The 12,495-nt window shown below is 60.0% G+C and carries 5 protein-coding genes; all 5 read right to left on the reverse strand.

Annotated features, from left to right (window positions below; all coding sequences use genetic code 11):
* Positions 1-385: 385 nt before the first annotated feature.
* Complete coding sequence (locus BW33_RS13375) at positions 386-1,705, reverse strand: MFS transporter (protein WP_047599452.1); 1,320 nt, start codon at positions 1,703-1,705, stop codon at positions 386-388.
* Positions 1,706-1,998: 293 nt separating this feature from the next.
* Positions 1,999-3,330 (reverse strand): sigma-54-dependent transcriptional regulator, encoded by a 1,332-nt coding sequence (locus tag BW33_RS13380; RefSeq protein WP_047599453.1) that lies wholly within the window; start codon positions 3,328-3,330, stop codon positions 1,999-2,001.
* On the reverse strand, positions 3,330-5,090 hold the full coding sequence (locus BW33_RS13385) for an ATP-binding protein (RefSeq protein WP_047599455.1): 1,761 nt from the start codon (positions 5,088-5,090) through the stop codon (positions 3,330-3,332). Before BW33_RS13385 ends, BW33_RS13380 begins: the two co-directional genes overlap by 1 nt.
* An 87-nt stretch (positions 5,091-5,177) precedes the next feature.
* Positions 5,178-7,850 carry an RHS repeat domain-containing protein gene (locus BW33_RS13390; protein WP_052032718.1) on the reverse strand — a complete coding sequence of 891 codons (2,673 nt, stop codon included), beginning with the start codon at positions 7,848-7,850 and terminating at the stop codon, positions 5,178-5,180.
* A 20-nt stretch (positions 7,851-7,870) separates the two neighbouring features.
* The gene (locus BW33_RS13395) at positions 7,871-12,388 is read right to left on the reverse strand and encodes a SpvB/TcaC N-terminal domain-containing protein (RefSeq protein ID WP_047599456.1); all 4,518 of its coding nucleotides are present in this window, start codon (positions 12,386-12,388) and stop codon (positions 7,871-7,873) included.
* Positions 12,389-12,495: the final 107 nt, after the last annotated feature.

The following is a 12,495-nucleotide window of genomic DNA, read 5'->3' on the forward strand; positions in this document are numbered from 1 at the left end:
CGTCGGGAGCGAACGCCGCGCAGGTCATCGATCAGGTATTGGCAGGATGCCGGGGCAGCATTAATGGGGGATTAATCGCTGTTTTTCTCGATATGACGGATTTTTCATCTGTTGCCGACCGGTTTTCACCGGCGCAACGCCAGTCTGCCCTCGGCCAGAAAACCAGGAACCGGCCGTCCCACACTGGAGCTTTGCTTGCGATGAACAAACTGCCTCAAATCACCCTGGCGTTCTGGGTCAGGTCTGACTTGATAATCGAGTCGCCTCATTCGCGAGCAGGCTTGCTCCCACAAGGGATTTATGTTGATCACAGATCCAATGTGGGAGCGAGCCTGCTCGCGAAGGGGCCACCACAGCCACCGTTGCAGTGGCTGTGAAAGCCCGATCAGTCAGTCACGATCCGCGAGTGTTTCTGCGTGTCTTTCATGGTGATGTACACCAGCAGCGACACCGCGATGCACGCGGTCACGTACCAGTAGTAACCGGTTTCCATGCCGATGCTCTTGAACCACAACGCGATGTATTCGGCCGTGCCGCCGAAGATCGACACGGTCAGTGCGTACGGCAGGCCGACGCCCAGCGCGCGGATTTCGGTCGGGAACAGCTCGGCTTTCACCACGGCGTTGATCGAGGTGTAGCCGCTGACGATGATCAGTGCCGCCATGATCAGGAAGAACGCGCCCCACCAGGTCTGGATGGTGTGCAGGGTCATCAGGATCGGCACGGTGAAGATCGTACCGAGCACACCGAAGGCGATCAGGATCGGACGACGACCGATCTTGTCCGACAGGCCACCGATGATCGGTTGCAGGCACATGAACAGGAACAGCGTGGCGGCCGAAATGGTGGTCGAGTCGGAGATGCTCATGCCGACGGTGTTCACCAGGTATTTCTGCATGTAGGTGGTGTAGGTGTAGAACGCCAGCGTGCCGCCCATGGTCAGGCCGACCACGGTCAGCAGTTCTTTCGGGTGGCGCATCAAGGTGCGCATCGCGCTTTCCTTGGACTTCTCTTTCTTGGTGAAGGACTCGGTTTCTTCCATGCCGCGACGCAGGTACAGCGCAACGATCGCACACAGTGCGCCGATGGCGAACGGAATACGCCAGCCCCACGCGTACAGCTGTTCGGTGGTCAGCATGTTCTGCAGCACGATCAGCACGCCCAGCGCGATGAGCTGGCCAGAGATCAGGGTCACGTACTGGAAGCTGGAGAAGAAGCCGCGACGTTCCTTGGTCGCCATCTCCGAGAGGTAGGTGGCCGAGGTGCCGTACTCGCCGCCGACCGACAGGCCTTGCAGCAAGCGGGCGAACACCAGCAGGATCGGTGCGCCGATGCCGATGGTTTCGTAGTTCGGGCTGAGGGCGATCAGCAAGGAGCCGAAGCACATCAGGTAGACCGAGGCCATCAAGGCTTTCTTGCGACCGACCTTGTCGGCGTACAGGCCCATCAGCCAGCCACCGATCGGACGCATCAGGAAGCCCACGGCGAAGATCGCGGCGGTGTTCATCAGTTGCGCGGTGGTGGAACCGGCGGGGAAGAAGGTCTTGGCGAAGTACAGCGAGAAAGCGGCGTAGACGTACCAGTCGTACCACTCGACCATGTTGCCTACCGAGCCGCTGAAGATCGATTTGATCCGGCTGGCGGTGGTTCTTTCTTTGGCGGGCGCGGCAGCCGACCCAAGGGGCAGGGTGTTGGAGTTATCCATTGAAGGATCCTTCGTTTAATTGTTTTTGTGGAGCGCGTAGAAACGCAGCCTGCAGGGGCTATAGCAGGAGCTGTGCCAACGGGGAGAGGGGCGGTTTAGAAGGGGTGGCAGGATTTGATGAGCGGAAATCCGCTTATGCCTGGATTGTGGTGAGCGGAAAATTGCTCATTAGAGTGGATATTTGCTGCGGCTCAACGGGCCCCTTCGCGAGCAGGCTCGCTCCCACATTTGAAATGCATTCCCCTGTAGGAGTGAGCCTGCTCGCGAAGGGGCCACTAGCGACAATCAATAAATCAGCTGCCCGGAACAAACATCTCCCGACTCAACCCATGCCGCTGCAGCTTTTCATTGAAGGTCCGGCGCGGCAGTTGCAACTCCTCCAGCACCGCTTTCACGTCACCCTTGTGCCGGGTCAGCGCCGCGCGCAGGCACTGCGCTTCAAACGCTTCCTGTTGCGCGGCGAGGGACTGGCCCGGATCGATGCCTTGCACCGGCTCATCCAGCCCCAGCACCTGGCGCTCGGCGACATTCGCCAGTTCGCGCACGTTGCCTGGCCAGTCGTGGCTGAGCAGGTGGCTCAATTGTGCACCGCTCAACGGCGGTAGGGTGCGGCCCAGGCGCTGGGCGGCGCTGAAGGCGAACGATTCGAACAGCAGCGGAATGTCTTCGCGGCGATCGCGCAGCGGCGGCAGGCGCAGCTCGGCGACGTTCAGGCGATACGCCAGGTCTTCGCGAAAACGTCCGGCCCGGGCCTCATCCAGCAGATCAGGTTTGGTTGCGGCAACAATCCGCAGATCGACGCGAATACTCTGGTTCGAACCGAGGCGCTCCAGCTTCTGTTCCTGCAACACCCGCAGCAGCTTCACTTGCTGGGCCAGCGGCATGCTTTCGATTTCATCGAGAAACAGCGTGCCGCCGTCGGCATATTCCAGCTTGCCGATGCGCTTGCCGGAAGCGCCGGTGAACGCGCCACTTTCATGACCGAACAACTCGGCTTCGAACAACTGCTCGGGAATCGCCGCGCAGTTCAGCGCCACGAAGGGCTTGGCGGCGCGCGGGCCGAAATCATGCAGGCAGCGGGCGATCAGTTCCTTGCCGCTGCCGGTTTCGCCACGGATCAACACGTTGACCGGCAGCGCCGCCAGATCCAGCACCTGTCGACGCAAAGTCTGCATGCCACGGGACACGCCGAGCAGCGTCGCATCGAGTCGGGCGCGGTGGTCGGCCTGCTCGTGCAGGGCACGGTTTTCCAATACCAGGCGCCGCTTGTCGAGGGCACGGCGCAGGCTGCCGAGCAGGGTTTCCGGGCTGAACGGTTTTTCCAGAAAGTCGTAGGCGCCGTCACGCATGGCTTCGACCGCCATCGGCACATCGCCGTGACCGGTCAGCAGTATCACCGGCAAATCGCTGTCACGGCGCTGCACTTCGGCCAACAACTGCAGACCACTGAGCCCGGGCATGCGCACATCGCTGAGGATCACCCCGGGGAAGTGCGCGGGCAGCGCCGCGAGGCAGTCTTCGGCGCGGCTGAACAGCTGCACCTCGAACCCCGACAGGCTCAGCCATTGCTCGACGGCGCTGCGAATGCTGCTCTCGTCATCGACCACCATCACTGAGTTGAGCATCAGATATGTGCCTCCAGATCGATCGGCAGGGTCAGGGTGAACACCGCGCCGGACTCGCCATTTTCGGCGCTCAGGCGTCCGCCGGATTCATGCACGATGGCAAAGGATACCGCCAGCCCCAGCCCCAGCCCGTCACCCACCGGTTTGGTGGTGAAGAACGGGTCGAACACCTGATTCAGGTGCTGTTCGGCAATCCCGCCGCCATTGTCGATCACGCTCAGGCGCCACAGTTGTTCGTCCACCTCCAGGCGAATTTCCAGGCGCTTGCACGGTTTGCCCTGCATTGCATCGAGGGCATTGCGCAGCAGGTTGATCAGCACCTGCTCGAGGCGTATTGCATCACCACGCACCCAGGCCGGACGCGTCAGGTGCAGCACCAGACTGACCTGTTCGTCGCGCAGGCGCGCATCGAGCAGTTGCAGGGACTGATCGACCACGGTCGCCAGGTCCAGCCGTTCGCGCAGTCCGCTGGGGCTTTTGCGGGCGAAGGTTTTCAGGTGGCCGGTGAGCGATGCCATGCGCGTGAGCATGTCGTCCACCGGTTTGAGCGCCTTGTACGCATCGTCGACGCGGCCATGCTCAAGCAGCAGGCGCAGCGTTGCGAGCTGCATGCGTTGCGCGGTCAGCGGTTGATTGATTTCGTGGGCCAGTGCGGCGGACATCTGCCCCAGTGCGGCGAGCTTGGCCGATTGCACCAGACCGTCCTGCGCGGTGCGTAGATCACGGGTGCGTTCTTCGACCAGTTGTTCGAGTTCTTCGCGGTTGCGCTGGCGGATTTTCGACAGGCGCCAGCGCTGATTGAGGAACAACAGCAAAAACACCAACGCCAGCCACACACCCGCAGCGGCCAGCCCGGCGTTGCGCAAGTCTTCGAACGCCACTTGCGGACGCCGCAACAGGTGCAGGGTCCAGCCTTCGGTAACGAGCGGTAGCGATTCCCACAGATAGTCCGCCGTTCCGTCCGGACCTTCAACCCGGCGCAGGTCGCTGTTGTCGTCGAAGTGGCGCAGGGACAGATGCGTCAACGGCAGCAGCGATTGTTTGTCGTACTGCCGCGTGCGCTTGATCTCGGCCATGTCGCGGCTGTCCAGCGGCCGCAACGAGCGATAGCGCCAGCCGGGCTGGTTGGCGATGAAGATGATCCCGCGTGCATCGCTGACCAGCAGCGTGTCGCTGCCCTGGCTCCATTCGCGCTCAAGCTCGGGGAACTCGAGCTTGACCACCATCGCGCCGAGGAACTCGGCGTTGTCGCCGAGTACCGCGCTGGACAGAAAATAACCGGGGATGCCGCTGGTCACACCCACCGCATAAAAGCGCCCGCTGCCCTGCGTGCGAGTCTGACTGAAGTACGGACGAAAACCGTAGTTGTGACCGACGTAACTGCTCGGCAGGCGCCAGTTGCTGGCGGCCACCGCGAGGCCGGTACGATCAAGCAGTTCGAGGGTCGAGGATCGCGCCGCGCCGTTGATCTGCTCCAGCTTCAGATTCAGCGCGTTCTGTTGTTCAGCACCCACCGGCCCGGCCAGCGCCCCGCGCAATTGCGGGTCCAGCGCCAGTACGGCGGGCAGGGCGCGGTAGCGGTCGATCAGGGTGTGCAGCGAGTTGGCATACAGCGCCAATTGCTGACTGGCGCGGGTGGCGTCTTCCTCCAGCGCCTGACGTTCGGCGTGGCGGATGGCAAGGGTCGCAGCGAGGGCCGTGCCGGCAATGATCAGCAGGGTGTACAACGACAAACGCAGGGTACGGGAAGTCGGCAGCATGCTGGATGCAAACAGTCAGAAAGTCGGGCCGAGACCATAGCATGGCCCCGGCCCGAAAGGATAAGAGCGGCTGAGCGTTAGCTCATTCTAAAGAGCCGTCGCGGGTTTACGTCTACGCGGTATACGAGAAGCATCACCTCGCTGAAAATCGGTGTTCAGAGAGAAAGCAGAAGGCGCTGAGTTCCTGCGCGACAATTGGCTGGCCTTGGGTGGTCGCATTCGGGTAATTTTCTCGAGCATGCCCATGCTTCGCCAACTGATCCCGGTCAATTCCTCGGACTCCAGTACCTGGTCATGCAACGCATTCAGTGCTTTGTCCGAAACGTGCTCTTGCAATCGCAGTTCCGCAATCAATTCGTCGGCCTTGTCGAGCCATTTTCCTGCTTGAGCGTTTTTCGCCGCCTTGTCTTTGGTGCCCCTCAGCTCGTCGACATAGCCGCCCACTATCGGCCCCAGTATCATGCCGCCAATCGTCGCAGTAGTCGTGACGCCGAGCGTGGTCATGTTGAACGTCCGGTTGATTTGCTGCGTAACATCGGCGGGCGGCAGCGCGCCGTCTCCACCCGGATTCCATGTCCCCGGTGGGGACCAGCCCGGATTGAACAGCGTGGTGCCCAGTGTGAATTGAGCAGCAGCCGTCAAAACTGTTGCAACGATGGCAGCGTTGGCGGGCGACGATGTACCGACGGGTAACAGGGCCAGCCCCACCCTGGAGTTCACGGCTGTCAGTACGCTCGCCTTACCCCACTGGCGCCATGTCTGCTCGGGTTTTGGGGGAAGGTGGCCAGGCGGATTATCTTGAGGGTTATCCACCCATGCCGGCACATCGGGTGCTTGCGCCGCCGTGCTTTGCGTTGACGGTCTGCGTGTGGGGCCGGGAGAAGGCATATTGATCGCAGTTTGTGCGGGCACGACCGTCGCACCTTGCCGGTCGACAAAGTTGATCGGGTTGTTACCGCTCATGCAGTACAGATTCAACCCATCCACCACGCCGTGCCTGTCCGGCTGCGTCCAGCGCCCCAGCCACGGAGCGTAATACCGTTCGCCATAGTAATAGAACCCGCTGCGATCCAGCTCTTTGCCGCTGTAGCGGATGGTTTTGTAGTCGACCTCGACATCTGAACGCGTTGTGAACGAGGCGGTCGCGCCAAACGGGAAGAATCGTTCGTGGCTGATCAACTGTGCTGTCTGATCAAGTTCGATAAGGCACGAACTCAGGTGATCGTTCAGGCCGTAGCGCAGTTGCGTGCTGCCGATATTCGAAGGATCGCTTTCCCAGTACAGGCAACGAACAGTGCCTGCGCCGGTCGTGACGGTGATGGTATGCAGTTCTTCACCATTTTCCTTACAGGATATCTCCAGGCCCGGCAGGTAGCGCACTTCGTGAAAGTGGCTGATTTTTGTGCTGTAGCGGTCGTGACGTTTATAGATCCTCAGGCCCTGGCTATACAGGTAGTGTTCGGCGTCGTCCGGGGCGTCGGGACGGGAGACCATCACCACTGACTGCAATTGATCGCGGCTATTCCATAGCAGCGGTTGCCCAGGCAGTCTTTCCATCAGGTTGCCGTGCGGGTCGAACAGGCGGGAGAGGTCCGGAAGCGGATCACCCGGCTCATGCCAGACGCCGCGATTGCTGTGCAGGTCAATGAACATCTGCTGGGTACGGCTCGCCCCCTCGCGCACCTGAATGATTTTGAACAGATTGCCGCCATGATCATATTCGTAGGTATGTCGGTATTGACGCAGGTCTTTGGGGTCGGTGGGGGGCGGCCAGGTCGGGCCTTGCGGGTGTGCTGCGGCACTGCAGCCGGTGGCGCCACTCAGTTGGTAGAGGGAGTCGTAATCGAACGTACGGGTGCCGTCGGAGCGTTGATTGGCAAAAAAGACCGGCTTGAAGGCTGCATCGACGATTCGGGTGATCAGTCCCACAGGATCATAGGTGTATTCGAAGTCCTGAATGGGAGGCTCACTGCCTTTTTGTGCCCATTGCCTGATCAGGCGAGCATTGGCCGGGTCGTACTGCCAGTGTTCGCTCACGCCGTTGCCATTCCTTTGCAGGACAAGCTGTCCGGCGGCGTTGTATTGAGCGTCGAGCAGCACCTCCCACGACTGAACGCCACCCTTTAACGTCAGATGTGTGGCTTTGAGTTGCCCGGCCAGATCGTAGTGCATCTGTTGTCGATGCTGACCTGCATCCGTCTGCGCCACCAAAAGGCCCTGCGGGTTACAGGTGCGTTGACTGATAAAGGTTTTCTCGTCGAAAAAGATGCGTTGTTCTCTAACGGCTTGACCGACGAGGTTATAGCTTTGTACTTGCAAAGAACCTGAAGAATCATCTTGCCTTAGCGGTCGCCCGCGCAGGTTGTATCCGGCATCAGCCGACGCATCAGCGTAGGTGAGCGTTTCATCGTCTGCCGGGCTGGCGGAATTCTTGATGCTCAGTGGTCGCAATTGGCGGTCATACGTCATGAGCCAGATTGCATTTCGGCCATCCCAGCGTTGCAGTGTCTGTCCTGCCAGCCCTGGCAGGCTCAGGCGGGTGCCTGCGTCAACGCTTTGGGTCTCCAGAGGCTGCCCCGTCAGGGTGTAGACAGTCATGAGACTGGGCCTGGGCAAACGTGGATCCCATTGGGCGATATTACGTCCGGCCAAATCATGTTCCAGACGAGTCACCAGCGTCACCGGCGTGGCTTCGGCATCGCTGCGCCAATAGGCGATCCGACGTACCGCGAGTCCACGACTGTCGGTCGCTTCCAGCAAAGGGGTACGCCGGTGGATATTCAATGCAGAGGTACCTCTTCGACGGTGTCGTTGAAGTCCTCACTGGCCTGATACCACGGATGATAGGTCTCGCGGGAAAAATAGCCCTTGGCGTTGATCAGTTTGATCGGGCGACCGAGCGGGTCATAGAACAGTTGATCGAAGTAGCCAAAGCGTTGCAGGGACTGGTCATTGACGTAGCCATGGGTGTCGGCAAAAAACGGCCGGAACTGCCGCACCGCCAGCCCTTTGTTGTTGTACTCGACCCGCGCGCTGACCCGCCAGCGCGACTCGGCATGCACCTCGAGAAGCTTGCCGTCCTCGACGATCAGCGCGCCGTCATTACCCACCGCATAGGCGATGCCGGGTTCGACCAATTGCTGCGTTTGCAGCGTGCGGCCAAAGCCGTCGACGCAGGTTTTGCTGATCTGTATCTGCGCTGCAATCGTCTCGCCGGGGTAGCGGTCAGCGCTGAAGACAACGCTGTGCAGTGGCTCTCTCGGGACACTGGCAATCACTTCTCTCAGGGCTTGATCCGCAGCAGTCAGCGCCCCTCGTTGCCGCAGCCGTTGACGGGCACTGGCGCAGATGTGGCCGCTGGGCAGTACATCGCCGCTGGCAATCCAGGTGGCGAGCAATTCGGCGCTGATGCCCGCAGGTAACACCCCCATCCAGCTGAACAGGTCCTTGCGCAGGGTGCTGGCGGCGCCTTGCACAGCCCCGACCGGATCTTCAATGGCGGGCCCTGGCAGAAGATTGTCGGGCCGTACGAAATCGCTCAGCGCATGGAAACCGGCGGCAACACCGTTTTCGGTGCCGTGAAAGCTCAGCGCAAGCGGCTGGCCTGCGGCGTCATACATGACCTCTTGGATATTTCCGTTGGCATCGAGAATGCTGGAGGGTAATAGCGTGTGGTAGTCGTGCGTGACCGAAGTCGTGCAGCCGTCCGGCAATTCGACACTCCGGACCCTGAGTCGATAATCGTCGTACTGGGTTTTTGTCACGCCGTGGCTGGGCGTTTCGTTGTATTCCCGCACTTTGAAAAAACCGGCGAGGTCGGCGTATCTGGCGAAGTTGCAGGTGCTTGACCACAGGTTTTCTTCTTCGCCGGGCTGCGATGTTTCGAAAAACAACTTCATCGGCAAATAACCGATTTCGCGCAACGCTGCACGAATCTCAAAGGGCGGTGGCAGCACGTCGTAAGCTTGCAGGGCGGTCTTGTCAATCTGCGCGATTTCCGTGGGGCCGGCCAGCGCTTCGTATTCGGCCTTGCCACCGTCCAGCAAGGACTGATCCAGGGTTTTCAGATAGCGCTGTTCAGACTGTTGCGTCAGCACGCGCAGCGCTTTCCATTGAGTTGAATCCAGGTGCGGGGTCAACAGCTCGAAAGACACCTCGCCAGGGTTGAGCCCGTTCGGAAGGTTGCCTTTGGGCAAGACCAGGGCATCGCTGCGCGCCTGCCACACCAGCCCCAGTTGGCGACGTTGTGCACCGTCATCGAAGTCGATGAATCGCGCCCGACTCTCGCTTATGTGATACGACTTCTGAGCTTCGTCGTGAGCGTCGATCCACCAGCGCTGTTCATCCTTGTCCACGAAGGGCGGGGTGTCCGCAGCGATCCGGCGGCGTGCGTAGCTGACGAGCAGCGAATGGGTGGGCGCGCCATATGCGCTCCAGCGCAGATCGAGTTCATGCCTGCACAAGGGATCGTCGATGAACTGCTCATACTGATAGCTGATTTTTTCCAGTGACAGGGGCAGGATGATAGCGTCGGGATAGTGATCACCCTTGGGGCGAACCTCGCGCACCAGGTAGCGATATTCCTCGACCGTGTAAGGTTTTGCCGTCAGTGGAGGATCTTCGGCGTTGTAGATTTCGGTGCGCATGAGCGTGCCGGACATGCCCCGGGCGATTTCATACGGTAGAACGCTGTCCGGCTTCGGGGTGAAAGGAATATCGCGCTCCAGCTCCGCGTCATATCGCGTGATCACGGTCCCGCCCAGCGGCACGTCTTCGCGGTCGCTGGCGAAGTAACCGTCGCGGGGCCGGTTCATGTACTGGCCGATGATGTACCAACTGCAGGCACGAATCGGCGCGGTGAAGCTGGTGTCCTCGGTCCCCGACAGGCTCTCGCTGTCGGTTTGTTCCAGGTAGCCGAAACCCCGGTATTCACGGGCCAGGGGGTCGTAGTAACCCTCGCGGTAGCTGAAACTCTGGCTCAGGCAATTGCCGGTGATTTCGTCCAGTTGGAACTGTTGCTTCACCACCTGAACATTGAGTGGCAAATAGCATGACGGTACACCCTCGGGATTGACGGCAAGCCATTGCTGCTTTTCGTCCAGCCATTCCTGCGCGGAACTGCGATAGACGATGCTGGCGCTGCAGCCCGTGTTGTTGTTGCTCGACCTCATCAGGTAGGGTTTGGCCGCAACAAAATCGTAACGCCAGTGGCACGGTTTCATGTGCGGCACGCTCAGGATCAGGCTGGAACAGCCCAAGCCTTGCAAGTCGGCAAATGTCACCTCGCAGGTTCGTTCGAACTGCACACCCTCAGGCCACGGTACGCGGATCGGAACGGTTGCCAGACTGTTGCCGCCATGATTGAGGTAGATATCGAAGGTATTGGCATTCAGGTAAATCAGCGCCGGCGCACCGGAACCGTCAAGGTCGGCAATGCGTATTCGCGAGGCGTCAAAGGTGTCGTATTCAAAGACCGGACCGCTGAGCACGCGACCCTTGCCGAACTTGCCGAAGCCCAGATTCGGCCAGCATTTGATTTCGTCGTGGCGGATGCGACACAGCTCGGTGGTATCGCTGGCAAGCAGATTGCCGAACAGCACCAGCTCGCTGCGGACATCGCTGAACAACGGCAGGCGATCATCGTCGGGGTCATGCAGGACTTCTTCCGCTTGCGCAAAGCCCTCCTCAACTTTGCTGCGATAAAAACGCACGGAGCGAGGCCCGATCAAGGCGACCGACATCAGGCCTTCGTTGGCCAGGTCGCCGAGCTGTGCGAATGCGCCGAACAGTTCTATGGGGATTTGATTGAACTCCTTGAATTCGGACCAGGTTCGATCCGGGTTCATTGAGCGTATCCCCGCAAATCCGGGTTGCGCCGTGAGCCAGTCAAAGCGTCCGCTGCCCGACAGGGTGGTGAGTATCTGCATCACCGATTTTTTACTGTTGATTACCGGGAGGTTGTCCAGCACCGACCAAGGTCCGTAGGCGATGTCATCGGGCCCCGATTTTCCACGAACCGGCTCGCGGTAATACCAGGCCTGGTCATAGCGGCAGAGAAAACCCGGCACGCCCTCGCCATACAGATCAACGCAGTGATAATGCTGGCCCCCATCAATGCCCGGCATGTTCTCCTCGGCAAACAAGGGCGTTGGCGTTTGATCGAGTTCCAGGGGCGCGTACTCGAACTGTACGGGTGGGGAGAGTTCCATATCGTCATCGCCACCGGGACCCCAGGCCTGGTAGTAAGCCGAGGTGAGCAGGCTGTAGCTCCAATCGGCTATGTGCTCGTTGTACTTGAGCAGCAAGCGCCGGACCAGCACCGGGTCGTCACCCGTTTCGGTGGGGAAATAGTGAAACATCAACACTTGTTCGCAGCGTCTGCGTGTGGCGATTTCGAAGCCGTGGCCAAACGCCGAGCTGGCATCGGGGCGAACCGGCCGAGGCTGCGTGCCCGGGACGTCATAGTCCGGTTTCACGCTCAACGATGTGCTGCGTTCGCCATAGTCGAACAGCAGATGAAAGTGCCAGTCCAGCTCGCCGGGGTTTTCCAGAGTCCAGCAGTACAGTTCCTGACTGGCGCTGAAATTGCCGTAAAGCAACCGGCGCAAATAGCGCTGTGACCGGTAATCGCGGAAGTTGTCCGGATCGGTGTCGTCGGGTTTGTATTCGTAATAGATGTGTTCGCCATGGGCAGTCATGGTTTCACAGAGCAACCACGTCGCCACGCGAAGCGGGTTTTGCGGATCCGCCACGCGTGAATCAACGGTTTTGCCGTACATGTGCAAAGAGCCATTGGGGCCAGAGACCAACCAGAAGGTCGGCAGTTTTATTTTCGGATCTGTCGGGTGCATCGGCTCCCAGCGTTCTCTGAGGCTGAAATTGCTTTCGACCTCGGGCGTGTAGCGCACCACGGTGTGCCGGCCGATGTCCTTGTCGTTGAACGTCGTTTCGATTCGGCTCTTCAACGAGCCATCGACATTGCGCTCCTTGGTACAGATCTGCTGGTCGTGACCGATGATTTCGTCATCGTCGTCGTAGCGCGGCGTGCCTTTGTCGGTTCGACGGCTGATTTGGCCGTGGCCCATGCTCCAGCCCAGACCGAGCGGACCATTGCCCGACTGGCTGTTGTAAGTCAGTGCCAACTGCGGATCGGCACCGCGGCCGCTGGAAACGGGGATTGGCAATTGAAACGATGCTCCACCCGTGGGCCCCACGTTGTTGAACCCCTCGCCAGTCATCGTGAACGAAGAGTGCGTGGCAATAGAAGGGGTGGGGATATTCAGTTCTTTATCGGCCATCGGTCCATCCGTTCCGCACAGGTGAGGGTGGAGTAACGCTATCAAGTAGCGGGCTGCGGATAACCTGTCAGATCTGACAGGTATGCCCGATTTTTTAGATCAAAAAA

Origin of the sequence: Pseudomonas sp. RIT288, from assembly GCF_000631985.1 — a bacterium.
In the GTDB taxonomy this organism is placed as follows: domain Bacteria; phylum Pseudomonadota; class Gammaproteobacteria; order Pseudomonadales; family Pseudomonadaceae; genus Aquipseudomonas.

Bases quoted from the DNA above. Each gene is read 5' to 3' on its own strand.
- BW33_RS13375 (WP_047599452.1), bottom strand. From the start codon at position 1,705: ATGGATAACTCCAACACCCTGCCCCTTGGGTCGGCTGCCGCGCCCGCC.
- BW33_RS13380 (WP_047599453.1), bottom strand. From the start codon at position 3,330: ATGCTCAACTCAGTGATGGTGGTCGATGACGAGAGCAGCATTCGCAGC.
- BW33_RS13385 (WP_047599455.1), bottom strand. From the start codon at position 5,090: ATGCTGCCGACTTCCCGTACCCTGCGTTTGTCGTTGTACACCCTGCTG.
- BW33_RS13395 (WP_047599456.1), bottom strand. From the start codon at position 12,388: ATGGCCGATAAAGAACTGAATATCCCCACCCCTTCTATTGCCACGCAC.